We start from the raw sequence: 24710 nt of genomic DNA on the forward strand, positions 1-24710 counted from the left end.
ACCTCGTCAACCATCCCGCGTCAGGATGCGCGGGCTGGTTCGGCGTCGAGGGAGCCCTGATGGAAAGTGTTTCGCTCCTGATGCGGGAGGCCGCCGACGCGCTTCTGGACGCGCTTCTGGTGCTTCTCCTGCCCGCTCTCGCGTTCGCGCTTCTGTCGTTGGCGGTGAAGCGACGCCGGGCGGTGGCGGATGCGTTTCGCGCCAGCCCGGAAATGGGCACGAATCTCTTCATTCATCTGTTCGACGCGCTGACGATCGGCCCGCTTCTGGCGATCTTCGCGACTTGGGGCGACGGGTTGGCCCGTGCGCATGGATGGCAGCTCGTTTCCCCCGCCTTCTGGGATGCGCTCGGGGTTCCTGTTCTCGTGGCCGCTCTTGCGGTGTTCTGCGGCGATGTCGTCGGCTACTGGCGGCATCGGCTGGAGCATAGCTGGCTGCTCTGGCCCTCCCATGCCGTGCATCACAGCGACACGGAAATGACCTGGCTCACCCTGTCGCGCTTCCATCCGATCAACCGCATCACCACGACGGCGATCGACGGAGCCGTGCTCGTCGCGCTCGGCTTCCCGCCCTATGCCGTCATCGCCAACGCCCTCGTGCGCCACTACTACGGCTATTTCGTCCATGCCGACCTGCCCTGGACCTATGGCCCGCTCGGGCGCATCTTCGTCTCGCCCGCCATGCACCGCTGGCATCACGCGCTGGATCGCCGGGCCTTCCATACGAACTACGCCACGGTCTTCTCCTGCCTTGACGTCTGGTTTGGGACCTATCGCGTGCCCGGCCCCTGCACCGCGCCCCTCGGCGTCACCGACACGATGGCGCCGGGCGCGTTCGGGCAGATCGCCCATCCGTTCAAGCGCTCGTCCTACCGACGCTGGAAGGTGAAGAAACCGGCGAAATCGCCGGCGGACAGGTCGCCGCCGCGCCCATACGAGGTCTGATCTCAGGCACCTGCTGAAGGGCGCTCGTCAGGCGTCGCAGGGCATGATGCCTTCGTCCTCGCCCTCTTCCTGCCCGACCATTTCGACGATCTCGTCCGTATCGAACTGATCGGTTTCCAGCCCGTCCGGGCTGGCGAGGTTCGTCCAGCCCATCTCCTCCACGAAGACGGCATGGCGCAGGCGGCGCGCCGCGCGCACGAGATCGGGATGGTGATGGCGGTTGGCAGCGTCCAGGACGGTCAGCATTCGAAGGTTCCCCATAAGATAGGGTGACATTCGCAAAGGCTTCCGGCCCCCGGCAGTTCGGATATCCGAACCTTGACATCACTCGATCAGTCCGAGCCGGAAGGCCGCGACCACGGCCTGCACGCGCCTTCCGACGCCGAGCTTTTGGCGCAGATGCTTCATATGGCGCTCCACGGCGCGCCGGCTGATGCCGAGGATGGCACTGATTTCCCAGTCCGTCTTGCCCTCGATCAGCCAGAGCAGGCATTCGCGCTCGTGCACTGTGAGCCGCACGGAGGGAACGCCCGCTCCGTCCTGCGCGATGACGATGCCGCGATTGGCGGCGGTGGCGGCCAGAAACAGAAGCGCCGTCGAGGCTTGCGGCGAGGTGTCCAGCCGATCGCCCGAGAAGCTGACGGCGATCTTCAACCCGTCCAGCGTGAACTGCGGAATGGTCATGCCATGCGACAGGCCGAATTCGGAGGCTTCCTGCAGAATGCGCTGACCGACGCCCGTCGCCCGCGCGCTGTCCCAGCGCAGCGGCTCGATGCGCGTGCGCGCATGTTCGATCGCGGGGTCGTCTTGGACATAATGCCGGGCGAATAGCGCTTGGCCCATTCGCTCGGCCAGGTTCCCGCCAGCACATAGTCCAGCTGGTCGCGCGGGCGCACGGTGCCATTGGGCACGATCCCGACCAGATGCGAGGTCACGCCCATCGGCTCGCTGACCTTGCGAACCGCCTCTTCCAGATCGGCCTTGGTCCGGCAGGCCTCGAAACTCTTCATCAGCGCATGGGTGTCGGCCAGAAGATTCTGCGAAGCGCGTTTCAAGGAAGCCATCGTCTTGAAGGGAGGACGGGAGCCGGCCTTACACGTCGTGCGCGAGGTTCGGCCTGCCGTGGAACCCACGACAAGGCCTCTTTTGGGGGCAGGATAAGGTCTGATGCAAGGGGCGTTCTGTCCGTTCTGGTTGTGTCGTGACGGAGGCCGCGCGATGAGACCGATTGTGGTGGGGAAACGATTCAGACCCGTTACGGTCAACGTTTCGGAAATAGACGGCCTTTTAGCTTTCGGGGCATGAAGAGACATGTCACGCGTCTTCTCCCCCTCGTCGCTGCACTGGCTCTGGCCGGCTGTGCCTCCGTGCCGCGAAACACCGCCAATAGCTGCGCCATCTTCGCGCAGCGCGACGGGCTTTGGACCGACTGGCGAGGCGACGCCCAGCGCGCCTCCGCTGAATCCGGCGTGCCCGTCGCCGTGTTGATGGCGACCATTCAGGCCGAGTCGAATTTCGACGCCCATGCCCGCCCGCCGCGCCGCTGGTTCCTCGGCTTCATTCCGGTCGGGCGCATTTCCTCGGCCTATGGCTTCGCGCAGGCGCTCGATGGAACCTGGACGGAATACCAAACGCGCACCGGCCGCTACGGCGACCGGCGCAACAATTTCGCCGACGCGATCCGCTTCATCGGCTGGTATCACGCTGAGAGCGCGCGCCGTCTCGGCATCGCCAAGGACGACGCCTACCGGCTTTATCTCGCCTATCATTCCGGCCATGTGGGCTATGAGAAGGGCGTCTGGCGCGGGCGCGCGGAGGCGCTGCGTGGGGCCAAGCGGGCGCAGGACATGGCCCGCCGCTATGCCGCGCAGCTGCGCCAGTGCCGGGGCTGACGGGCCTACTGGAAGTCGAAGGCCGAGAGGCCGCGCGCCATGCCGTCGAGCCCGAGCGGGCGGGTGAGCGGCGGCTCGGCGCGCGACAGGCAGGCCGCTCGCTCGCACAGGCGGCAGGCCGTGCCGATTCCGGTCGCGGCCAGCTCTCCGGGTTTTGCGCCCGCCGGTAGCCGGTCGGCATAGGCAACGCCCTCGCAGCGCTCGGCTTCACAGCCGAGGAGCAGGACTGTCCGGCGCGGACGCTCGCCAAAGCCGGCGTTGAGCCCGTCCAAGGTGCGGGCGACCGCGAGAAAGCGCGCCCCATCGGGCGTTTCCACGAGTTCGGCCAGCGTCTCGCCGGGTCTCATGAAGGCGGCATAGCTCGGCAGGCGCGGACAGGCGCCGCCGAAGCGGATCAGCGGAAAACCGCTGGCGCCGAGCCGCCGCAATCGGTTTCCCGCATGGTCGATTTCGAGGAGAAAGAACGGCGGCCCGGCCTCGCCAGGCCGCGCCAGCGTCGCCAGCCGCTCGGCCGCCTGCCCCCACGACACGCGAAAGCGAGCGGCGAGAACATCGATGTCATAGCGAACCGCCACGGCCGCCCGCAGAAACGGCGTATAGGGCATGGCCAGCGCATGGGCAGCGTAGCGCCCGATCTCGAAGCGCATCAGCCGGCGCGCCTCCTCGCTCGACAGCGAGAGGTCGGCCAGCTCCTCCGAGATCGTATCGCGCAGGCGCAGGAGCACGGCTTCCAGCGCCGTCTCATGCAGCTGATCGATCCCGGACAGGCGCTCGGACAGGAACAGGCGCTGCGAATGCCGATCGTAGCGCCGCCGCCAGATCGGCATGGCGGAGGCCGGCAGGATGCGAATGGCGATCCCGTGCTCGCGCCGCAGCCAAGCCTTCAGCGCGGCGAAGAGATCGTCGCGCGGCTCCAGCTCCTGTCCGAAGGCCTCGACCGCCGCTTCCACCCGCGCGAAATGATGCGCCCGTCGCTCGAGAACTTCGCGCACCTCGTCGGCGGGCAGCCGCGCGCCGGCCAGAAGCGAGGCTCGCCCCTCACGCGCCAGGAGGTCGCCGAGATCGGACAGGCGCTCGGCCTGCTCGCGATAGGCCTGATGCAGCTTCAGGACGGCTCGCGCCACATTGGGCGCGGACGCCGCGAGATCGGCGATCTCGGTGTCGCTGGCAAGCTCCGCCGAGATCAGCGGGTCGGCGAAGGCTTGCCGCAGCGCTGGCAGGAGCCCGCCCTCCTCGTCGAACTCCTCCGCTTCGATCCGATAGACCGTCGATAGCTTGAGCAGAAGCTGGACGGTGAGCGGGCGCTGGTTGCGCTCGATCAGGTTGAGATAGGAGGGCGAGATTCCGAGATCGGCCGCCATGGCCGTCTGGCTGAGGCTTTTGGTGAGGCGCAGACGCCGAATGCGCGGTCCCGCGAAGATCTTCTGCTCGGCCATTCGTCACAATCCTTGACCGCCTGATCGCTCCCAGATTGGTCAAGGTTTTGACAGATTGACAAGAGGAGCCTGTCAAAGCCGCGACAGGTTTTCCCGATTTACGACCGGTTTCCGGTGGGTTCGGATCGACGCAGCGCAGCAATCTGTCAAAATCACTCCCATCGGCAGTCGCTTGAACAGCCTCGCCCGATGACGATGGGAGACAGTTATGACCGATTTTTACAAGCTCGTTCCCGCGGCCCCGAAGGGTCGCTTCGACGGCATCACGCGTCCCTATGCCGTGGCCGATGTGGAGCGCCTGCGCGGATCGGTCGAGATCCGCTACAGCCTGGCCGAGCGCGGCGCGAACCGGCTTTGGGATCTCCTGCGCAGCGAGGATTTCGTCAATGCGCTGGGCGCCGTCACCGGCAACCAGGCGATGCAGATGGTCCGCGCCGGCCTGAAGGCGATCTATCTCTCCGGCTGGCAGGTCGCCGCCGACGCCAACACGGCCTCCGCCATGTATCCCGACCAATCGCTCTACCCCGCCAATGCCGCGCCCGAGCTCTGCCGGCGCATCAACCGCACCTTGCAGCGCGCCGACCAGATCGAACATGCCGAAGGCGAGGGTCTTTCGGTCGATACATGGTTCGCCCCGATCGTGGCGGATGCGGAAGCCGGTTTCGGTGGCCCGCTCAACGCGTTCGAGATCATGAAGGCCTTTATCGAGGCGGGCGCGGCGGGCGTCCATTTCGAGGATCAGCTGGCCTCTGAGAAGAAGTGCGGCCATCTCGGCGGCAAGGTCCTGATCCCGACCGCCGCCCATATCCGCAATCTCAACGCCGCGCGCCTCGCCGCCGACGTCATGGGCGTGCCGACGCTGGTGGTCGCGCGCACCGACGCGGAGGCCGCCAAGCTGCTGACCTCCGATATCGACGAGCGCGACCGCCCCTTCGTGGACTACGACCAAGGCCGCACGGCGGAGGGCTTCTTCCATGCGCGCAACGGGCTGGAGCCCTGCATCGCGCGCGCCATCGCCTATGCGCCCCATGCCGATCTCATCTGGTGCGAGACGTCGAAGCCCGATCTCGATCAGGCGCGTCGCTTCGCGGAGGGCGTGCACAAGGTCCATCCCGGCCAGATGCTCGCCTATAATTGCTCGCCCTCCTTCAACTGGCGGCGCAATCTGGACGAGGCGACCATCGCGCGCTTCCAGCGCGAACTGGGGGCCATGGGCTACAAGTTCCAGTTCATCACGCTGGCCGGCTTCCACCAGCTGAACCACGGCATGTTCACGCTCGCCAGCGGCTACCGCGACCGGCAGATGGCCGCCTATAGCGAGTTGCAGGAAGCCGAGTTCGCTTCCGAAGCGCAAGGCTACACGGCCACGCGCCACCAGCGCGAAGTCGGCACCGGCTATTTCGACGCCGTCGCGCTCGCCATCGGCGGCGGGGCGTCGTCCACCACTGCCATGGGCGAGTCGACCGAGCACGGTCAGTTCCGCGCGGCCGCCGAATAATCTCCCCTTTCCTCACGATTTCACGAAGGATCACGACCATGTTCGTTCTCGAAGGCACCGACCCGCGCCAGCCCGCTTTCCCCATCGAGCCCCAGCGTCTGCGCACCCGCGTCCGCGAGCGGGCCGAGGAACAGGCGGTCACGCTGACCGACGCCCAGAAGGCAGCCATCCGCACCCTCGCCAATGAGCTGCACCGGCTCAACCAAGCCGTCATGGAGGCGGTCGCCAGCGGCGTCTCGATCGAGTTCGTTCGCGGCTCGCGCCATCATGGCGGCGAAGGCTCGTTCGGCGACCTGCTGATCCCGCGCATCACCGGCGCCAACTGAACATCGGCCGGCGGCTGGAGCTTTCAGCCGCCTTCGATCGCCCTGGATGATCCGCCCGTTCGCGATGGCCTGTCCGCCGCGAGCGGGCGGATCAGTGAATATGCGCCGCGTTCGAGACCCGAACCGCGACGCCATCCCCTGCCATTTACACGATGCGTCCTGTCCGCTAGGTGCCGGGAATCGAATACCGGTCGCAGCCTACCCGGTCAAAACAAGGACAAGCTCGTGAGGACACTCGTCGTCTGTTCAGGCGGCCTCGATTCCGTTTCGCTGGCCCATCAATGCGCGGCCGAGGGCCATCTCGGCGCACTCGTCACCTTCGACTACAAGCAGCGCCATGCCTGCGAGATCGACTATGCGCGCGAAGCCGCCGCGCGGCTCGGTGTGCCCTTTCATCTCATCGACATCGGCCCGATCGGCGCGGTGCTGACGGGTTCGGCGTTGACCGACGATGTGGCCGTGCCCGAAGGGCACTATGCCGAGGAGACGATGAAGGCGACGGTGGTTCCCAACCGCAACGCCATCATGCTCACCATCGCTTTCGGGCTGGCGGCGGCGCAGGGGATGGATCGGGTGGCGCTTGCCGTTCATGGCGGCGATCACTTCATCTACCCGGACTGCCGGCCCGGCTTCATCGACGCGTTCCGCGCCATGCAGGCGGCGGCGCTGGACGGCTATGCCCAGGTCGCCCTGTCGGCGCCCTTCGTGGATCGCACCAAGGCCGACATCGTGACGGCGGGCGCGCGCGTCGGCACGCCCTTCGAGCGGACATGGTCCTGCTACAAGGGCGGCGATGTCCATTGCGGGCGCTGCGGCACCTGCGTCGAGCGGCGCGAGGCCTTTCATCTGGCCGGTGTCGAGGACCCGACGGTGTATGCCGACCCGGACTTTTGGCAGGCGGCCGTCGCGGCAAGGGCGGGCTGATGTACCGGATCACCAAGATGTTCGATTTCTCCGCCTCGCATCAGCTGGCGGGCCTCCCCGAGGATCACCCCTGCTCGCGCCTTCATGGGCACAATTACGTGGTGGAGATCGAACTCTCCGGCGAGACCCTGAACCCGCATGGCTTCGTGCGGGATTACCGGGAGTTGTCGGAGCTCAAACGCTATATCGACGAGCGCTTCGATCATCGCCATCTGAACGAAGTGCTCGGCCATGATCATGTGACGGCCGAGACGCTGGCGCGCCATTTCTTCGAATGGTGCTCCGAGCGCTTTCCCGAAATCAGCGCCGCGCGGGTGAGCGAAACGCCCAAGACCTGGGCGGAGTATCGCCCGTGAGCGCGGAAGCCGTCATTCGCGTCAGCGAGATCTTCGGGCCGACCATTCAGGGCGAAGGCGTGCTGATCGGCGAGCCGACGGTCTTCGTGCGCTCGGGCGGCTGCGATTATCGCTGCGTCTGGTGCGACACGCTTCATGCCGTGGACCCAGCCTATCGCGAGGAATGGCGACCGCTCGGAACGGACGAAATCTGGCGCTATGTCGAAGCTCTCTCTGGCGGCCAGCCGCTGACGGTCTCGCTGTCGGGCGGCAATCCCGCGATCCAGCCCTTCGGCCCGTTGATCGAGCGCGGGCGCGCGGCGGGCTATCGCTTCGCGCTGGAAACGCAGGGCTCGGTGGCCAAGCCCTGGTTCGCCGACCTGAGCACGCTGATCCTTAGCCCCAAGCCGCCGTCGAGCCGGATGGAAACGGATTGGGCCGCGTTCGATGCCTGTCTGTCGGCGGCGGGAAGCGCGCCGCGTACAGTGTTGAAGATCGTCGTCTTCGACGAGGCGGACTACGCCTATGCGAAGGACGCAGGAGCGCGCTATCCGCACCTCTCCCTTTTTCTTCAGCCCGGCAATCCGGTAGGGCCAGCCCAGACGGAAAGTTCCGAGGTCGATCTGGAGGCCAATCTGGATCGGATGCGCTGGCTGGTGGAGCGCACCTTGGAAGACGGCTGGTTCGCGCCGCGCATTCTGCCCCAGCTTCACGTTCTCCTGTGGGGCAACCGGAAGGGCGTCTAACCCTTCCGGCGGCCGGCCGCTCAATCGTCCGACAGCTTCACCACGAGCTTGCCGAAATTCTCGCCTTCGAGGAGGCCGATAAAGGCCTTCGGTGCGTTTTCGAGCCCTTCCACCACATCCTCGCGGAAGCGCACGCGGCCCTCCTTCACCCAAGGACCCATCTCGGCCATGAACTCGGAGAATTCCGGTCCGTAGTGATCGCCGATGATGAAGCCCTGCATCCGGATGCGCTTCTTGAGAAGCGTGCCCATCAGGAGCGGCATCCGATCCGGGCCTTCGGGCGGGCGCTCGCTGTTATAGCCCGCGATGAGGCCGCAGATCGGCACGCGGGCATGGACGTTCAGAAGCGGCAGAACCGCATCGAACACCGCGCCGCCGACATTTTCGAAATAGACGTCGATCCCGTCAGGCACGGCGGCTTTCAGCTTTTCGGCAAACTGGGGATCGCGCCGGTCGATGCAGGCGTCGAAGCCGAGCTCGTCGGTGACGAAGCGGCATTTTTCCTCGCCGCCCGCAATGCCCACGACCCGCGCGCCCTTGAGCTTGGCCACCTGCCCGACCACGGAGCCGACCGCGCCGCTGGCGGCCGCGACCACCACGGTCTCGCCGACCTTGGGCTCGCCGATCTTGAGCAGGCCATGCCAAGCGGTGAAGCCCGGCATACCAAGAACGCCCAAGGCATAGGACGGGCGCGTCAGGTCGGCTGGCAGCTTGCGCAAGGAGGATGCGGGCACGACCGAGCGCTCCTGCCAGCCACCGAAGGCCAGAACGAGATCGCCTTCCTTGAAATTCCCATCGCGCGAGGCTTCCACGCGCCCGACCGTCGCCCCGCCCAGAGCCTCGCCGATCTGGAACGGCTCGGCATAGGAGGGCGCGTCGCTCATGCGCCCGCGCATGTACGGATCGAGCGAAAGATAGAGATTGCGGATGGCGACCTGACCTTCGTCTGGATCAACGGCCGGCCCGGTCTCCAATCGAAAATCGCCCGAGACCGGCGCGCCCTTGGGGCGCGAGGCGAGAACGATGCGGCGGGATTGCTGAGCGGTCATCCGTAGATCTCCAAGTGGTTCGGAAGGCCCTATCTGGAGAATGCATCATGGGTTTTCATCCCCGCCGATGACGATCTGGCCGCCTGATCAAGCCATCTGAAGCCTGTCCGCTTCGCAGACGGGAGGCAGCATTTGCCTGGATTCATCGCGCCGCGCCGCGCAGACCGGCATCAGGGAGGCGGCGAGCGCGGATTTGGGAACGGGATGGCCGAAGCGGTAGCCCTGAAAGCGGGCGCAGCCCGCCGCGCGCGACATCTGGAAATCCTCGTCCGTCTCGATCCCCTCGGCCACGACCGACAGTCGCAGCGCGCGAGCGATTTCGAGCACGGCGGCGACGAAGATGCGCGACACCGGATCGTCCGCCATGCGGGAGATATAGGAGCGGTCGATCTTCACGATATCGACCGGAAGGGTGCGCAGATAATTGAACGTGCAATGACCCGTCCCGAAATCATCCAGCGCGATCGCGATGCCGAGCGTGCGCAAGGACTGGATGCGGCCGAGCACCTCGGGCGTCGAAAGCAGCGAGACATTCTCGGTGATCTCCAGAACCAGCTCGCCGGGCTGAACGCCGGTATCGCGCAACACGCGCTTCACGACGTCCAGAAGATCGTTGCGCCGAAGCTGCGCGGCCGAAATGTTGACGCTGACGAAGCGACCCGGCAGTTCGGCGAAATCCTCGCAGGCGCGCCGCAGCACCCATTCGCCGAGCATATCGATCAACTCGCTTTCCTCGGCCACGGGAATGAACTCCGAAGGCGGAATGACGCCGCGCACAGGATGCTTCCAACGCGCCAGCGCCTCGACGCCCAGAATGGTTTGCGCACTGTCCGAGATCGGCTGATAATGGAGTTCGAGTTCATCGAGCATGATCGCGGCCCGCAGATCGCGCTCGATCGTGCGGCGATGGCGTTTGACGCGCAGCATGTCGGGGTCGAACATCGTCGCGCAGCCCCGCCCCCGCCGCTTGCTCTCGTAAAGCGCGAGATCGGCCAGAAGGATCATCTCTTCGAAGAAGGACGTATGCTTGGGGGCGGTGACGATGCCGAGCGAGGCGCCGAGCGTCAGCTGTCGCCCGGCCGCGAAGGCCGGCGCTTTCAGCGCCACGAGAAACTCGTTCATCAGGGTCAGGCTGCGCACCTCGTCGCATCCTTTCAGAAGCACGGCGAACTCGTCCCCGCCCAGGCGCCCGATCACCGCGCCGGGCAGATGCTGGCGCGCCGTATCGACGAGATGAGTCAGGGCGAAGTCGCCGACATTGTGCCCGAAGCTGTCGTTCAGAGATTTGAAGTGATCGACATCGAGAAGAACCAGAGAACACGGCTCGGTCTGGCTGGATTGGCGCGTCGCGGCCTTCAACTCGTCCATGAAGCAGCGTCGCGTCATGGCGCCCGTCAGCGGGTCGGCCAGAAACAGCGCCATGCGCGAAGCGGCGTCGGCGTCCGCCGCAGCCAATTGCTGCATCAGCTTGTGGCGCATCCGCAGAACCATGGCCATGGAGAGAATGAGGAGAGCGATGGAGATCACGACGGCTGGGGATGTTTCCGTCTGCGGGAGAACCTGCCAGACCGTCAGGACGAGGCAGCAGCACAATTGCAAGGCGAGCACCAGCCTGTACTGCAGGATCTTCGATTGCCGCGGTTCCTGGAAACTTTTCATCTGCGGTCTTCCCTTCAGCCGCTCTCTTTTTAGGAAGGTGCGCCTGCAGGAAAGGTTAAGATTTTCAGGCGCAGTCGCTCCGGGTCGATATTTCATGGAAAGTTCAAAATCGGGCTGGGGCCTCGGCGAACCGTGCGCCCGGCGCTGTGGGGAAACCCCAGGTTGCGCCACAAACGACAACGCCCGCCGGGGGAGGACCGGCGGGCGTCGTTTAAGCGCCAAGGGTGGGAGGAACCTTTGGCAATCGCAGGGCCAGTGGGAGGAAAGGCCGCTGCGAAACTTGTACCTCGAAAATAGGCTGCCGAATGGCTGATCGCTAGAGGCCCATATGCATGGCTGGGCTGCGTATGCTGCAAAGCACAAAAAACGGCGCGATGATCGAACGCCGGGGCTTTCCATCGCTTGCGACAGCGGGCGGCTATTGTGGAAGGATTGGAGCGTGAAGCTGCATCCGACGAAGGTCGACCGATCCCCTTTCCAGTCGATAGGACGCGATCGGCTGGGCCTCATTGCGCTTCTGCTGGCGTAGCGCTTGCGACCAAGATGAAGGCTCGGTTTTGTCGGCCGGCCTGCGACCATATGGCCACGATCCCGTTCGCTTTGCTTACTGTTCTGTGGCGGCGGAGTGACAGTTCCACCCTCGAACGGCGACGGCGGTTCCTGAAAGATCGGGAATGGGTTGTGTCTCTTTGTGACAATGGGATGACTGTTGACGAGGTTCGGGATGTTGGCGGGAGAGTTCAGGCGTGACGGTGCTGATGGTGGGGTCGCTTCGCAGCGGAGGAACGACAACGCTCGCTTTGACCTTGGCGGCGGCGGTCGAGCGCCTGGGAACGGAAGTCCTGCTGATCGACGCAGCGCGGCGACCCGACATCGTTCAATGGTCCGCGCGGCCCGGCTGCCCGAGGGGGATCGAAGTGGTGCGCGCCACCCGATCGGATCAGTTGGAAGAACTCGTGCATCTCGGCCGGCGCGGTCGTCGTTTCGTGATCATCGACGCGGGCGTCGACGAGGCGGTGCTCGCAGAAGCGGCTGCCCTGTCGGCGATGTCGGTAATCCCCGTTCGCTTCTCGCCGCTTTCGGCCAGCGCGGCGAGCGAGACCGACGCGATGCTGCGTCAGGCGCCCGCCGGGCGCGCGCCGCGCCGCCGGGCTCTGGTGGCAACCGGCATCACGCCGATCCCCAGCCGCATCGCACGCCAAGTCGAGCGCGACTTGGCCAATTGCGGAGGGTTCCGTCTTCCGGCCGGGCTCGGCCTGCGCGCGGCCTTCGAAGCGCCGTTTCTCTTGGGCGGAACGATTTACAATCTGAGCGATGCGGACGCGCCGGGCCTTGCCAGCGCGCGGCAGGATGCGGCCGCCGTTCTGTCGGAGCTGGAAATGTTCGGCCTTCGCCGACCCGAGCCGCGCACCGAGTCGCGCAACGTGTTCCGCCTTCCGGCCGAATGGTCGAGGCCCGAGCGGCATGTCAAGGCAGGGGGCCTGTATCAGTTCGCCTGATACCGGGCTGCGCCAAGAGCGCCTGACAAGATCTCCCGGCAAAGGATGGTCGAGAGGTTTTCGCCCGATCGCGCGGACCGGAACGCGATGGATGCTGACGGCAGGGCTCGGCATGTGCGACAAAGCGAGCGTCCATAAGGTCCGACCACCGATCCCGCGCGATCGTGTCAGGCGCTCGAAGGCCCGCTGATCCTCAGCGAAGCCGCGACAGACGACCGGAGACGAGACGTTCCGCATTCCAAAGGGCGGCTTCCAACACGGAAAGATCGTTTTGCGGGAGGGCGCGGGCCAGATCGCCATTCACTTCCGCCCAGATGCGGCGCACCTGGCTTCGCATCCTGTGCCCCTCGGTGGTGAGCCGAATGAACGTGCGTCGCATGTCCGTCTCGTCAGCCTCACGCCGGCACCAGCCGCGCCGCTCCAGAATGTCGAGCATTTTCGAGACGGTGGACGGGCGAACCGACAGGCTTTGCGCAACGAAGCAAACAGCGCGTGGCTCGCTTGGGTCGAGAGCGTCCAGCAACTGATCCTGGCCGGCGACCACGCCGATTTCCATCAGCTTGATCGCGACGAACTGGCGCGTGGCCTTGGAAATGGCAATCAGAGGTTGGACGAGATCGGCGTTCGCATCTTCGTCTACGAGCATGTCACGATGCGGAGCGTCAGCTTTGGTCATGATGTCCTCCGAGTGCGGCGATGCTAGTGTAAGTGCGTCAGAATGCCATCAAATACAACTATTAGTTGGCCTTTTTACCTATATCTCCGGTCATGGCGAAGTGCTTGCTTCGCGTAAGATCGCCTATTGCGCAACTGTCTCGGGCGGCTTGGTCGCGTGGTCGTCACAGTTGTATACTCGGGGCGCCCTCCGTCTTGGCTCCGGCTTCGTGCCGCATCTGCCAACCCGGCCGCTGCCAAGCGAGCTGCTGCCAAGCGAGCCGCTGGCGTGTTAGGACGCTGGCATGGCCTTTCGCTTCGTCCACACCGCCGACCTTCATCTCGACTCGCCGCTGCGCTCGCTCTCGCTTCGCGATCCCGATCTCGCCGATCTCATCGGCGACGCGTCGCGCCGGGCGCTTTCCGCGATCGTGGATCTCTGCATCGAGGAAGCGGTGGATGCGCTTCTGATCGCGGGCGATCTCTACGACGGCGAGCAGACCTCGATGAAGACCGCGCGCTTTCTGGCACGCGAGATGGAGCGCCTGCATCAGGCCGGCATTCGCGTCTTCAAGATCCGGGGCAATCACGACGCGCTCTCGCGCATCACGGCCGAGCTGACCCTGCCGCCCAATGTTCATGTGTTCGGCGGACGCGCCGAGATGATCCGCCTCAGGGCCGGGCCGCTGGACGTCGCCCTTCACGGTGTCAGCTTTTCCCGGCCGCAGGCGCCCGAAAGCTTGCTGCCGAAGTTCAAGCCGGCTCTGCCCGACAGCGCCAATGTCGGCCTTCTTCATACGAGTCTCGCCGGCGCGCCGGGGCATGACGTCTATGCGCCGACCTCCGTGCCCGAGCTTCTGGCGACGGGCTTCTCCTATTGGGGCCTTGGCCATGTCCATGGCCGCGCCGAGCATGGAAGTGCGGGCGGGCGCGTCGTCATGCCGGGGATGCCGCAGGGGCGCGACGTGAACGAGGGCGGTCCGAAAAGCGTGACGCTCGTCACGATCCGCGACGATCGCTCGGTGGAGATCGAGGAGCGCGTGACCTCGCTCGCCGAGTTTTCGCGCGTCGGCGTGGATCTTACGGGCGTCGAAGAGTGGCGCGAGGCGGTGGAGCGGATCGGCCGGGCGCTGGAGCAGGGGCGTGATGCCGCGCGCTCGCGCTTTCTGGTGGCGCGCCTGCACCTGCGCGGTCGCACGCCGCTTGCCTTCCGCCTGCGGCGCGACACCGATCTGCTTCTGGCGGAAGCGGCCGCGCGCGCCGAGCGCGTGGGGCAGGTCTTCGTGGAAAAGCTCGTTCTCGAGACCGAGCCGCCGCCGAGCGAAGCGGCCGATGCCGGGCCGCTCCTCGAACTCGGTCGCCTGATGCGCGAGGATGTCGCCCGATCGGACGGCACGCGGCAAGCCGTGCGCGCTTTGGCCGAGAAGCTGCGCGACGAATTGCCGGCGGAAGCGCGCGGCTTTGCGGGAGGCAGCGAAGCTGAGTTCGAGAGTTTTCTCGACCGGCTGCTGGTGGACGCGAGCGAGGACATGCTGGCCCGGCTCAGCCATGGCAGCGAGGAGACCGTCTGATGCGCCTTCGCCGTCTCGACCTCACGCGCTACGGGCGCTTTACCGATCATCGGCTGGATTTCGGCGCGGCCGAGCCCGGCGCGCCGGATTTCCATATCGTCTATGGCCTTAACGAAGCGGGCAAGTCGACCTCGCTCTCAGGCTTTCTCGATCTTCTCTTCGGCATCGAGCAGCAATCCCGCTACAATTTCCTGCATCCCTATTCGGCCATGGAAGTCGGTGCGCTGCTGGAATTCGGCGGGGCCGAGCGCCACCTGATCCGGCGCAAGCAGCGCACGGGATCGCTCAGCGACGCCGCAGGCCAGAGCGTCAACGAGGCGGTTCTGACGAACGCGCTCGGCGGCCTGTCGCGCGAAAGCTACCGCGCCATGTTCTCGCTGGACGACGAGACGCTGGAAGCGGGCGGCGAGGCCATCCTGCAAAGCCGGGGCGATCTCGGTGAGCTTCTGTTTTCGGCGAGCGCGGGTCTGGCCGGCATCAGCGCGGCGCTCGCCAAGGCGCAGGACGAGGCCGACGCGATCCACCGCAAACAGGCGCGCTCAACCCAAATCTACCTCCTGAAGCAAAAGATCGAAGCGCTCGACGCCAAGCGCAAGGAGATCGACACGGCGGCTTCCGTCCACAACGCCTTGGCGAGCGACCTCGCCAAGGCGGCGGCGGCCTATGAGGCCGTGGTGGCTGATCTCGGCAGCTTGCGCCGTCGACGCGCCGAGATCGAGACGCTCTTGCGCGCCCTGCCGCGCCTGCGCGATCACGAAGCGCTGCGCCATGAGCTGGGAGCGGAAGGAGAGGCGCTAACGCCGCCGGTCTTCTGGCGCGAGGCTTTTCCCAAGCTTCTCGCCGAAACGGTTCGTATCGACGGCGCGCTGCGGCGCGTCACGGACGAGCGCGCGCGCATCGACGCCGAGCGAGAGATCGCCGCGCCGAATGCGTCGGTTCTGGCGCTTCGCGCGTCCTGGCGCGCGCTGGAGGGCGACCGGGCGCGGGCGCGCACGGCGGAAGACGATCTGCCCAAGCGCCGCCGCGAGATGGAAGCGACTGACGCCGCGCTGCAACAGCTTCTCCTGCGTCTTGGCGCGCCCGCCGGGCTGGAGCCTGAAGACCTGCTTCTGCCCGCCCCGCTCGCGGGAGCGCTGCGCGAGCGGATCGAGGGCCGTCTCGCGCTCGACGCGCGGCTGGCCAAGGCATTGCAGGAAGAGCGGGAGGCGGAGCATGCGCTGGCCAAAAGCGAAGCGCGCATCGCGGGCGCGGAGGCCATGCCGAGCGACCCACGCGCTCTGGCCGAACTGGACGCAGCCCGCGCCCAGGCCCGTCGCAGCGACGTCGCCGCCCGCTTGGCTCATAGCCGAGCCGAGGAGGCGCGGCGCAAGCCGCTGGCGCAGGCGCGCATGGAGGCGCTTCAGCCCTTCGAGGGCGATGTCGCCGCGCTCCGCGCGTTGGCCCTGCCGGATGCCGACCGGATCGCCACTTGGCGTCAGCGTTTTACCGAATGCGCCCGGCGCGCCGGCGAGGCCGAGGCGCGGCTGCGCGAAGCGGACACGGAAAGCCGACTGGCCGCGACGCGCCTGCGCGCTCTGGAGAAAAGCGCCGGCCCTATCGACGACACCCATGCCGAGACCCTGCGCGCCGAGCGCGACGCGGCCTTCGCCGCCCATCGCGCGGCGCTGAGCGAGGCGACGGCCGAGCGCTTCGCACAAGTGCTGCGCGCCGATGACGAGTTGTCGCGCGAGCGTCTGGCCCGCGCGCGCGATTTGGGCGAATTGCGCCAGCTTGGCGCGGCGCTCGCCACGGCCGAAACGGCGGCGGAGCGCTGGCGTGATCTGCTGGAAGTCGCACGCGACGACGGGGCGCGCCTCACCGCCGAAATGGACGCCGCCCTGCCCGAGGCCCTGCGCGGCGAGACAGCGGAGGGAGCCGCGATCCTGTCGCGCCTCGATCTCTTCGCGCGCCGCCGGCAGGAGGCGCTGGACGCCTTCGCCGCGCTGGACGAGACCCGCGCCGCGCGTCTGGCGGCCGAGGAGGATGCGGGCCGTTTGAGCGATGCGCTGGAAGAAGCGCTTCGGGCGCTCGGCCGCGCCCCGACCAGCCGCGATCTGGCGCTTCTTTGCGAGGCGGCGGACGCGGTCCTGAACGAGGCGACCGAGATGGGCGCGCGCAAAGCGGCCGCGCAAGCCGATCTCGAAGCGCGCCGGGCCGATCTCGCCCGGCGGCGGCGCGAGGCCGACGAGGCGAGGCGCGCGGGCGAGGACTGGGTGTCCGGCTGGCGGGCGCTGATCGCGGAAAGCGGTCTCGCGGCGCGGCTCGGCCGCGCGCTTCCGGGGACGGACCCGGCCGAACCCGGCGCAAGTTTCTCGGCGCTCGGCCCGCAAGTCGGCGCGGTGCGAGAGATGCTGCCGGTGCTTCTCGAACTGCCCGCTCGCCTTCAGGCCCTGTCCGATCTGCGCCACCGCGTGGAGACGATGGAGGCGAACCGGCGCACGTTTGAGACGGCGCTGGAAGACCTGATCGAACGCTCGGACCTTGCGATCCTGGAGTCCGGCAGCGCGGCACGAGCCGAGCGGCTGGGCGAGGAGATCGCCGAGGCCGAGCGCGGCGCGCAGACCCTGCGCCATCTCGAAGCCGAACTGCATCGCTTGGCAGCGGAAGAATCCGAACTGATCGCGGCGCAAGCGCGCATCGGCACGGAGGCGAGCGCCATGACCGCGTTCTTCGGCGTGGAGGCGCTGGAGGAGGTCGGCCCGGCGCTGGAGGCCGCGCAGGAGCGGGCACGGCGCGAAGCGCGTCTCGCCGATTGGGAGCGTGATCTCCTCGCCGATCTCGGCGTCGCCTCCCTTGCGGAGGCCGAAGCGCGGCTGAGCCAAGCCGAGCGCGAGGCGCTGGAAGAGGAGCGCGAAGCGCTGGATGCGCGCGTCCACGATCTCGAAGCGCGGCGGGAGAGCCTGTTTCGCACGCGCAGCGACGCGGCGGACGCGCTGGAGCGCGTCGGCGGCGACGGCGCGGTGGCGCGCCTCGTGGCCGAGCGGCGCACGGCCATTCTGGAAATGGAAGAGCTGGCGCTGCGCGCCCTGAAACTGCGCACCGGCGCGCTGATGGCGAACGAGGCGCTGCGCCTCTACCGGGACCGGCACCGCTCCGCCATGATGGAGCGCGCGTCCGACGCCTTCCGAACCATGACGCGCGGCGACTATACCGGCCTCGCCACGCAGTCGGAAAAAGACAGCGAAATCCTGATCGGGCTGACGCGCGCGGGCGGCTCGCGGCTCGCCGCCGACATGTCCAAGGGCACGCGCTTCCAGCTCTATCTCGCGCTGCGCCTTGCCGGCTACGAGGAGTTCGCACGCGCCCGCTCGCCCGTGCCCTTCGTGGCCGACGACATCATGGAGACGTTCGACGAGCCGCGTTCGGAAGAGGTGCTGCGGCTTCTGGCGGGGCTCTCGCGCCATGGGCAGGTGATCTACCTCACCCATCACCGCCATCTTTGCGACCTGGCGCGCCAAGTCGAGCCTGGCGTGCGCCTGCACGAGATCGCGAGCGCGCAGCGCGAGCCGGCCTGAGCGATCAGGCCGGCATCGCCCGCCGGGGATAGGCCGGCAGAACCGCTTCGCGAAGCGCGCGGCCCGCCGGGGACTGGAGCGCCAGCGGGCGTGTGACGGGCGCTTCCTCGACCATGCGCCCCTCGTCCATGACGAGGACGCGCGTGCAGAAGCGCTCGACCAACCGGATATCATGCGTGACGAAGAGATAGGCCGTGCCCGTCTCCTCCCGCAGCCGTTCGAACAGCGCGATCATCTGGATCTGAAGATGCAGGTCGAGATTGGACACGGCCTCGTCCAGCACGATCAGCTTGGGCTCCGGCGCGAAGGCGCGCGCGAGGCAGACGCGCTGCAACTGCCCGCCGCTCATCTGCGCCGGGAGCTTGCCGGCATCGCGAGGATCAAGTCCGACCTTGTCGAGGAGATCGGCGACGCGGACGCGCAGCGCTTCTCCGTCGAGGCCGAGAAGGTGGCGCAGCGGCTCGGCGACGATCGCCCCGACCGTCGCGCGCGGATCGACCGCGCCGACCGAGTCCTGAAACACCATCTGCACGGCGCGGCGAAAGCCCGGCATCTCGGCCTTGGGAAGGCTCACGAGCGAGCGCCCTTCGAACAGGATCTCGCCGCTGTCCGGACGCTCCAGCCCGAGCAGCAGGCGCGCGAGCGTGCTCTTGCCGCAGCCGCTGCGCCCGAGCAGCGCGACGGTTTCGCCGTGGGCGATGTCGAGGGAAACATCGTCCAGCACGAGGGTCGGCTTCGACGCGCCGACCAGCGAGACGCGTCGATAAATGCGCGAGACGTTACGGGCAGACAGGAGGCTCATGCCGCGCGCTCCAGTCCGTAGAGCGAGAGATGCGCGTCGACGAGCCCTGCCGTGACGGCGTGATGCGGGCGGTGGAACACCTCCTCGACCGCGCCGGTTTCCACGATCCGCCCGCGATCCATGACAGCGACGCGGTCCGCCAGACGCGCGACGACGCCCATGTCGTGCGTCACTAGAAGCAGCCCCAGGCCGCGTTCGCCTTTCAACCGTTCGAGCAGATCGAGAATGTCGCGCTGCACGAGAAGGTCGAGATCGCTGGTCGGCTCGTCGGCGAAAAGAAAGGGCGCTTCGCTCATCAGCGCGAGCGCGATCATCATGCGCTGAAGCATGCCGCCGCTCATCTCGAACGGATGAAGCGTCAGGACACGGCTTGGGTCGTTCAGCCCGGCCGCAAGAAGGCTCGCCTCGATCCGTGCATCGCGATCCGTTCGCCCGAGGTCGAGAGCGCGCAGCGTTTCCAGCGCGTGGTCCCGCATGGTGCGCACGGGGTTGAAGGCGCTTCTGGGGTTTTGCAGGATGGTGGCGACGAGGCGGCCGCGCAGCTCCATTGGGGGGCGCGCTTTTCCGTCCACCAGCACCGACCCGCTCTCGCGAACCGTGCCGGGCGGCAGCACGTCCAGCGCGGCTGCGCAGGTCAGGGACTTGCCCGATCCGCTGGGGCCAACCAGCGCCAGAACCTCGCCGCGCTCCAGATGCAGCGAGACGCCGCTCACCAGAGCCTGCGGCCCGTCATGGCGACGCGTGAGAACGCTCAGAGCGTCGATGTCGAGACGGCGCGTGCTCAATGGGAATGCTCCATGCGCAAATGCGGGTCGAGCCGGTCGCGGATCGCGTCGCCCAAGAGGTTGAAGGCCATGACGGAGACGAAGAGCGCAAGGCCCGGCCAGAGCATCAGAAGCGGCTGCGTCCAGACGAAGGCGCGCGCGTCGTTCAGCATGACACCCCATTCGGCGGTGGGCGCGGCGACGCCAAGGCCGAGAAAGGACAGGCCGGAAACATGCAGCATGATATGGCCGATATCGAGCGTCGCGAGCACCACGAGCTGCGAGAGGGTCGCGGGCAGCAAGTGTTCACGGAAGATGCGAAGTCGACTCGCGCCCGCGAGACGCGAGGCCAGGATGAAGTCGCGATGTTTCAGCGACAGCACGATGCCGCGCACGATGCGCGCATACCAGGGCCAGTGCGACAGAGCGATGGCGGCGACCACATTGACGAGGCCCGTGCCGAGCATCCCGACCATGAAGAGCGAGAGGACGAGGGTCGGAAAGGTCATGAACACGTCGGTGACGCGCATGATGGCCTGATCCAGCCGCCCGCCGAGAAACCCGGCCGCGCCGCCGATCGTGATGCCGAGCGTCAGGATCAGGGACAAGGCGACGGCGACGGAGCCGAGCGAGACGCGCGCCCCGGCGATGAGGCGCGAAAGAATGTCCCGTCCCAGGTGATCGGTGCCGAGCCAATGGGCCCATCCGGGTTCCTGAAGCCGCGCGGGCAGATCGACCGCGTTGGGCTCATAGGGGCTGATCCAGGGGCCGACGAGCGCAACCGCGACGATGGCCACCACCAGCCCCAACGCGATGCGGCCCCCGCGCCCAAGCGGGCGGCGACGCGGTTCGGCGATGGCCTCTGCGGGAAACGCGAGATCGCTCATTCGACGCCCTCCGACGACAGGCGAATGCGCGGATCGGCGACGGCATAGGCGATATCCGCCAGGAGATTGCATAGGACGAAGACGCCGACCATCAAGAGCGTGAAACACTGGATCACGGGATAGTCGCGGTTGAAAATGGCCGAGACGGCATAGCGCCCGACGCCCGGCCAGCCGAAAATGCTTTCGATGACCAGAGTGCCGCCGATCAACTCGCCCACATGCATGCCCGTCGCGGTGATGATCGGCAGAAGCGCGTTGCGAAGGATATGCGCGCGCTCCACCCGCCGCTCGGACAGACCGCGCAGGCGGGCATAGATGACATGGCGCTGGCCGGCGACCTCCAGCATCGAGGCGCGCAGGAGGCGGGCGTTGATCGCCAGCGACATCAGCGCGATCGAGGCCGCCGGCATGATCATATGCGACAGGCCCCCTCGCCCCATGCCCGGCAGCCAGCCGAGCTGGACGGAGAAGACGAGCACGAGCAGAAAGCCCAACCAGAAATTCGGCATGGACACGCCGAGAAAGGCGACGAGGCGCACGATCTGGTCGGGCAGCCCGTCGCGATGGCGCGCCGCCCACATGCCGAGCGGCACGGAGATGCCGAGCGTCAGCACGAGGGCCGCGCCGGCGAGCTGGAGCGTCGCGGGCAGGTAGTGCAGGAGATCGGGCAGTACGGGGCGCTGCGTGGCATAGGACAGGCCGAAATCGAGCCGCAGCGCACGGCCGAGCCAGTCGAGATATTGAACCGCGATCGGCCGGTCCAGGCCGAGCAGGGCGCGCGCTTCCTCCAGCGCCTGGGGCGTCGGCGGCAGGCGCGATAGGCGCAGATAATCCATGGCCGGATCGCTGGGGCCAAGGCGCAGAAGCAGGAAGATCACCAGCGAGGCCGCCAGCAGCATCGGTACCAGAAGCAGCAGCCGGCGCAGGATGAAGCGCGCCATCTCAACGCGCCTCGGGCCGAATGTCTTCGAAGGGAATTTCGCTGGCCAGCGCGCCAAAGGGAATAGGCCCCAACTCCGGCCGCGCCACCACCATCGTGTTCACGAAACTGAGCGGAAGATAAACGGCTTGCCTGTGGAGGCGGGTGAGGATGTCCCTGTAGAGCGCGCGGCGCTCCGCTTCGTCTGTGGAAACGAGAACGCGGCCGATCTCCGCGTCGATCTCCGCCTTGTCGGGCAAGCCGAGCTGCGCCTGATAATCGGCATGGGAGGGCACGCGCATGGAGGACAGGAAGGCGTGCGGATCGTATGGCGCGCCCCAGCTTCGGTTGAAGATCATGCCGAAACGTCCGTCGCGCTGGCGCGCATAGATCGAGCTTTCCTCCTCGCCGGTCAGCGTCACGCCGATGCCGACTTTCGCGAGATCGGCCTGCACGATCTCCGCCATGGACTTCAACACGGCGTCATTGCCGACGAAGCAAAGCTCGATGGTCAGCGCCTCGCCATCGCGCGAGCGCAGGCCGTCCGTGCCTTTGCGCCAGCCAGCCTCCTCCAGCAGCCTTTCCGCCTGGGCCGCGTCGTAGGCGTACGGTTTCAGGCCGATATCGGCATAGGGAACGCTCGGCGAGAACAGCGTGTCGGCGCGCGTCTGTGTGCCGTAAAGGGCTGCCCGGATCATCGTGTCCTTGTCGACCGCATGATTGATCGCTTGGCGGACAGCGAGATCGCGCGTCGGCCCTGTCTTGGTGTTGAGCGCGAAGACGCGCGTTTCGACCGGTGGGGAAAGCGCCGTCTGGAAGCGACCCATGGCCTTGAAGCGCTCATAGGTGTCGGGCGAGATCGGGCCGTCCGTGCCGTAGATCAGATCGATCTCGCCGGTTTCGATCGCGACGGCGCGCGTGTTCGGGTCGAGAATAACCTTCACGTCCACCGCGTCCAGCGCCGGCTTCTCGCCCCAATAGGTTTCGTTGCGGGTGAAGAGGTCGTTTTCGCCGAGATGGCTTTCGCTCAAGACCCAAGGCCCCGTGCCGATCGGCGCTCGGATGCCCTTCACCGTGCCGCCGTCCACGAATTGCGACGGCGCGATGAAGCGAAACGGGCGCGGCAGGGCGAGTTCCTCCAGCGCGGGGTAGTAGGCGTCCTTCAGCGTGAGGCGAACGGTGCGCTCGTCCAGCGCCTCGACGGCGGTGATCTGGTTGGCGAGTTCCAGCCAGGCATGACGGGTCCGATTGGCGAGAACGGCGTTGAAATTGGCCACGACGGCCGCTGCATCGAAGGCCTCGCCATTGGAAAAGCGCACGTTCGGCCGCAGGTGGAAGGTGTAGACGCGCCCGCCCTCGGACACGTCCCAGGATTGCGCAAGCCAAGGCTGGATGGTGCCGTCCTGGCGGTACTTCACCAGCGGCTCGTAGACCATGGATTGGGCGAACATCTGGTTCGGCGTATAGAGATGCGGGTTCAGCGGCCCGACATTCACTGGCCAGGAAAAGTTCAGCCGCCCGCCGGCTTGCGCCATGGCCGGGAAAGAGACCAGAAGACCGAGAGCGACGGCGAGGGACAGAAGACGGCGCAAGCCACGACTCCAGCATTGGTATGACGTTTTTCTCAAAACATCATACTGTTTGCGAAGTCCAGTCCCATGACGCAAGAGGGCTTGCGCGCGAGGCCGTGGGGTTCGACAAGATCGGCCCAAGCGCGGGAGGATGAATGCAGCGGATCACGATCACGATCGACGACGATCTCATGGCCGAGCTTGACCGGATGATCGAGCGTGACGGCTATCCCAACCGCTCGGAGGCGATCCGCGATCTGGCGCGGCTCGGCCTGCGCCGCGCGGCGAGCGAGGCGGGCGAGGCGCGGGACTGCGTCGGCGTGCTCAGCTATGTCTATGACCATGAGGCGCGCGATCTGGCGCGCCGGCTGACCGTCTCGCACCATCACCATCACGACCTTTCGGTCGCCTCGCTGCATGTCCATCTCGACGCCGAGCGCTGCCTCGAGATCAGCGTCCTCAAGGGTCGCTCCGACGAGGTGCAGCATTTCGCCGACACCATCACCTCGCAGCGCGCCGTGGCCTATGGCGAGCTGAAGATCATCCCGCAGACGGACCGGGCGGAGCACCACCATGAGGAATAAGACGCCGTCCTCCTGAGGCCCGGAAGAAATTCGGGGAGACGGGAGACGGACGATACAGCCGTCATATCGTGATTGTATCGCCTCAACCCGGTTTCGAGGAACGAAGCGGATGAAGGGCGTGCGATGACCGAGGCGGAGTTTCTGGCGATCGCACGCAGCAATCCGGTGAATGCCGAACTCGAACGCCGGCTTCGCAGGATTGATCTCCCTCAGTGCCATCTCGTCGCCGGTTGCCTCTTCCAAGCCCTCTGGAACACGCGCTCGGACCGCGCGCCGGGCTAGGGCATCAAGGATTACGACGTCTTCTATTTCGACGACGGCGATCTTTCCTTCGAGGCGGAGGATCGGGCGATCCGCGCTGTCGCGGAGGCGACAGCCAATCTCGGCGTCGAGGTCGAATTGCGCAACCAGGCCCGCGTGCATCTCTGGTATCCCCAGCGCTTCGGCGGGGCCTATCCGCAGCTTTCGTCCGCGCGGGACGGGATCGACCGTTATCTGGTGACCTGCACCTGCGTCGGCATTGAGGTCATGAGCGGCGCGCTTTATGCGCCGAACGGGCTGGAGAACCTCGCGGCGGGCATCCTGCGGCCCAATCCGCTGAACGCGAGAGCCGACCTCTTTCCGGCCAAGGCCGAGAGTTATCGCGCCCGCTGGCCCTGGCTGGTGATTGCCGACTGACGCGATTCCTCCTGGCCCGGCAGGAGGGCGCGATCGAGCAGGGCCGCGAGCCCGATCCCGATGGCATAGGCCAGGATATTCCAGAGCGAGAAGACGCGGCCGAGCAGCAATGCTCCGGCCGTCGTCAGGCGAAACGCGTCGAAAGCGGGCGTGTGGACGAGCCGGGAGAACTCGACCGCGACCGCCAGCGCGAGGGCCAGACCCGCGACCCGCCCCTGCCCCCGGCGCGGCAGAAATGCCGCGATCAGGAAATAGACCATGCTCCCCCAGAGAAGGGAGCCACCATATTTGACCGCGAAGAAGGACAGGCCGAGCCGATAGCCGCCGGCCCGCAAGGACAGGCCGGCAAGGATCACCAGCGCCGCCGCGCCGAGCAGCGCGAGGCGGCGGCGTAGGGCGGGCGCCATAGGCCTTGGTC

25 protein-coding genes are annotated in these 24710 nt (G+C 66.8%); 13 read left to right on the forward strand and 12 right to left on the reverse strand.

The features are described 5' to 3' along the window. The first annotated feature begins 59 nt into the window (after positions 1 to 59). Positions 60 to 944: a sterol desaturase family protein gene (locus AUL36_RS13310; protein ID WP_082655832.1), complete on the forward strand. Its 885-nt coding sequence runs from the start codon at positions 60 to 62 to the stop codon at positions 942 to 944. A gap of 27 nt (positions 945 to 971) precedes the next feature. Here the strand turns inward: AUL36_RS13310 and AUL36_RS13315 are convergent, their stop codons facing one another. Together AUL36_RS13315 and AUL36_RS13320 are read right to left on the reverse strand one after the other, a co-directional pair. Continuing rightward, positions 972 to 1190: a hypothetical protein gene (locus AUL36_RS13315; RefSeq protein ID WP_062221540.1), complete on the reverse strand. Its 219-nt coding sequence runs from the start codon at positions 1188 to 1190 to the stop codon at positions 972 to 974. A gap of 78 nt (positions 1191 to 1268) precedes the next feature. Then, positions 1269 to 1937, reverse strand: coding sequence for a helix-turn-helix transcriptional regulator (locus tag AUL36_RS13320; RefSeq protein WP_280137988.1), 669 nt, complete (start codon positions 1935 to 1937; stop codon positions 1269 to 1271). Between the two features lie 308 nt (positions 1938 to 2245). Here AUL36_RS13320 and AUL36_RS13330 point away from each other — a divergent pair, with 308 nt between their 5' ends. Next, positions 2246 to 2836: a transglycosylase SLT domain-containing protein gene (locus AUL36_RS13330; RefSeq protein ID WP_062221545.1), complete on the forward strand. Its 591-nt coding sequence runs from the start codon at positions 2246 to 2248 to the stop codon at positions 2834 to 2836. Positions 2837 to 2841: 5 nt separating this feature from the next. On the opposite strand, the gene AUL36_RS13335 is transcribed toward AUL36_RS13330, so the two are convergent. Next, the gene (locus AUL36_RS13335; RefSeq protein ID WP_062221546.1) at positions 2842 to 4272 is read right to left on the reverse strand and encodes a helix-turn-helix domain-containing protein; all 1431 of its coding nucleotides are present in this window, start codon (positions 4270 to 4272) and stop codon (positions 2842 to 2844) included. Positions 4273 to 4480: 208 nt separating this feature from the next. Between AUL36_RS13335 and aceA the strand changes: the two genes are divergently transcribed. The 5 genes from aceA to queE all read left to right on the forward strand — a co-directional run bounded on the left by aceA (position 4481) and on the right by queE (position 8101). Next, a complete protein-coding gene (aceA, locus tag AUL36_RS13340) occupies positions 4481 to 5770 on the forward strand; it encodes an isocitrate lyase (protein ID WP_062221548.1) in 1290 nt (429 codons plus the stop codon). A 38-nt stretch (positions 5771 to 5808) separates the two neighbouring features. After that, the gene (locus tag AUL36_RS13345; protein ID WP_058601234.1) at positions 5809 to 6096 is read left to right on the forward strand and encodes an SMc00767 family acetate metabolism repressor; all 288 of its coding nucleotides are present in this window, start codon (positions 5809 to 5811) and stop codon (positions 6094 to 6096) included. Positions 6097 to 6321: 225 nt separating this feature from the next. Continuing rightward, positions 6322 to 7020: a 7-cyano-7-deazaguanine synthase QueC gene (queC, locus tag AUL36_RS13350; protein WP_062221550.1), complete on the forward strand. Its 699-nt coding sequence runs from the start codon at positions 6322 to 6324 to the stop codon at positions 7018 to 7020. Then, positions 7020 to 7376 carry a 6-carboxytetrahydropterin synthase QueD gene (gene queD / locus AUL36_RS13355; RefSeq protein WP_062221552.1) on the forward strand — a complete coding sequence of 119 codons (357 nt, stop codon included), beginning with the start codon at positions 7020 to 7022 and terminating at the stop codon, positions 7374 to 7376. The genes queC and queD overlap by 1 nt, the downstream gene beginning before the upstream one ends. Beyond that, positions 7295 to 8101 carry a 7-carboxy-7-deazaguanine synthase QueE gene (gene queE / locus AUL36_RS13360; RefSeq protein ID WP_082655834.1) on the forward strand — a complete coding sequence of 269 codons (807 nt, stop codon included), beginning with the start codon at positions 7295 to 7297 and terminating at the stop codon, positions 8099 to 8101. The genes queD and queE overlap by 82 nt, the downstream gene beginning before the upstream one ends. Positions 8102 to 8121: 20 nt before the next feature. Here the strand turns inward: queE and AUL36_RS13365 are convergent, their stop codons facing one another. Continuing rightward, a complete protein-coding gene (locus tag AUL36_RS13365) occupies positions 8122 to 9150 on the reverse strand; it encodes an NADP-dependent oxidoreductase (RefSeq protein WP_062221556.1) in 1029 nt (342 codons plus the stop codon). Between the two features lie 87 nt (positions 9151 to 9237). After that, the gene (locus tag AUL36_RS13370) at positions 9238 to 10809 is read right to left on the reverse strand and encodes a putative bifunctional diguanylate cyclase/phosphodiesterase (protein ID WP_082655835.1); all 1572 of its coding nucleotides are present in this window, start codon (positions 10807 to 10809) and stop codon (positions 9238 to 9240) included. A gap of 746 nt (positions 10810 to 11555) precedes the next feature. Between AUL36_RS13370 and AUL36_RS13375 the strand changes: the two genes are divergently transcribed. After that, positions 11556 to 12308 carry a hypothetical protein gene (locus AUL36_RS13375; protein ID WP_062221558.1) on the forward strand — a complete coding sequence of 251 codons (753 nt, stop codon included), beginning with the start codon at positions 11556 to 11558 and terminating at the stop codon, positions 12306 to 12308. A gap of 193 nt (positions 12309 to 12501) precedes the next feature. Here AUL36_RS13375 and AUL36_RS13380 read toward each other — a convergent pair whose 3' ends face one another. Then, on the reverse strand, positions 12502 to 12984 hold the full coding sequence (locus tag AUL36_RS13380; protein ID WP_082655836.1) for a MarR family winged helix-turn-helix transcriptional regulator: 483 nt from the start codon (positions 12982 to 12984) through the stop codon (positions 12502 to 12504). Between the two features lie 283 nt (positions 12985 to 13267). Here AUL36_RS13380 and AUL36_RS13385 point away from each other — a divergent pair, with 283 nt between their 5' ends. Next, on the forward strand, positions 13268 to 14533 hold the full coding sequence (locus AUL36_RS13385; protein ID WP_062221562.1) for a metallophosphoesterase family protein: 1266 nt from the start codon (positions 13268 to 13270) through the stop codon (positions 14531 to 14533). Beyond that, positions 14533 to 18087: an AAA family ATPase gene (locus AUL36_RS13390; RefSeq protein WP_062221564.1), complete on the forward strand. Its 3555-nt coding sequence runs from the start codon at positions 14533 to 14535 to the stop codon at positions 18085 to 18087. The genes AUL36_RS13385 and AUL36_RS13390 overlap by 1 nt, the downstream gene beginning before the upstream one ends. Positions 18088 to 18091: 4 nt before the next feature. On the opposite strand, the gene nikE is transcribed toward AUL36_RS13390, so the two are convergent. From nikE to nikA, 5 genes are read right to left on the reverse strand one after another with little or no spacing between them, the layout of a single operon-like run. Continuing rightward, positions 18092 to 18889 carry a nickel import ATP-binding protein NikE gene (gene nikE / locus AUL36_RS13395; protein ID WP_062221566.1) on the reverse strand — a complete coding sequence of 266 codons (798 nt, stop codon included), beginning with the start codon at positions 18887 to 18889 and terminating at the stop codon, positions 18092 to 18094. Next, entirely contained in the window at positions 18886 to 19674 is a 789-nt protein-coding gene (locus AUL36_RS13400) for an ATP-binding cassette domain-containing protein (RefSeq protein ID WP_062221568.1), read from the reverse strand. The genes nikE and AUL36_RS13400 overlap by 4 nt, the downstream gene beginning before the upstream one ends. Continuing rightward, positions 19671 to 20540, reverse strand: coding sequence for a nickel ABC transporter permease subunit NikC (gene nikC, locus AUL36_RS13405; RefSeq protein ID WP_062221569.1), 870 nt, complete (start codon positions 20538 to 20540; stop codon positions 19671 to 19673). Before nikC ends, AUL36_RS13400 begins: the two co-directional genes overlap by 4 nt. Beyond that, positions 20537 to 21481, reverse strand: coding sequence for a nickel ABC transporter permease subunit NikB (gene nikB / locus AUL36_RS13410; protein WP_062221571.1), 945 nt, complete (start codon positions 21479 to 21481; stop codon positions 20537 to 20539). Before nikB ends, nikC begins: the two co-directional genes overlap by 4 nt. A gap of 1 nt (position 21482) precedes the next feature. Next, the gene (gene nikA, locus AUL36_RS13415) at positions 21483 to 22994 is read right to left on the reverse strand and encodes a nickel ABC transporter substrate-binding protein (RefSeq protein ID WP_082655842.1); all 1512 of its coding nucleotides are present in this window, start codon (positions 22992 to 22994) and stop codon (positions 21483 to 21485) included. A gap of 191 nt (positions 22995 to 23185) precedes the next feature. On the opposite strand from nikA, the gene nikR reads away from it, so the two are divergent. The 3 genes from nikR (at position 23186) to AUL36_RS13425 (ending at position 24292) form a co-directional block, all read left to right on the forward strand. Beyond that, positions 23186 to 23614, forward strand: coding sequence for a nickel-responsive transcriptional regulator NikR (gene nikR / locus AUL36_RS13420; protein WP_062221575.1), 429 nt, complete (start codon positions 23186 to 23188; stop codon positions 23612 to 23614). 123 nt (positions 23615 to 23737) lie between these two features. Continuing rightward, positions 23738 to 23896 (forward strand): hypothetical protein, encoded by a 159-nt coding sequence (locus AUL36_RS24935; RefSeq protein WP_306302832.1) that lies wholly within the window; start codon positions 23738 to 23740, stop codon positions 23894 to 23896. A gap of 3 nt (positions 23897 to 23899) precedes the next feature. Next, on the forward strand, positions 23900 to 24292 hold the full coding sequence (locus AUL36_RS13425) for a nucleotidyltransferase family protein (protein WP_306302833.1): 393 nt from the start codon (positions 23900 to 23902) through the stop codon (positions 24290 to 24292). Here the strand turns inward: AUL36_RS13425 and AUL36_RS13430 are convergent. After that, positions 24253 to 24699 carry a ribosomal maturation YjgA family protein gene (locus AUL36_RS13430; RefSeq protein ID WP_062221577.1) on the reverse strand — a complete coding sequence of 149 codons (447 nt, stop codon included), beginning with the start codon at positions 24697 to 24699 and terminating at the stop codon, positions 24253 to 24255. The two genes, AUL36_RS13425 and AUL36_RS13430, sit on opposite strands and share 40 nt — an antisense overlap. Positions 24700 to 24710 lie beyond the last annotated feature (11 nt).

It is taken from the genome of Aureimonas sp. D3 (assembly GCF_001463805.1).
GTDB lineage: Bacteria > Pseudomonadota > Alphaproteobacteria > Rhizobiales > Rhizobiaceae > Aureimonas > Aureimonas ureilytica_A.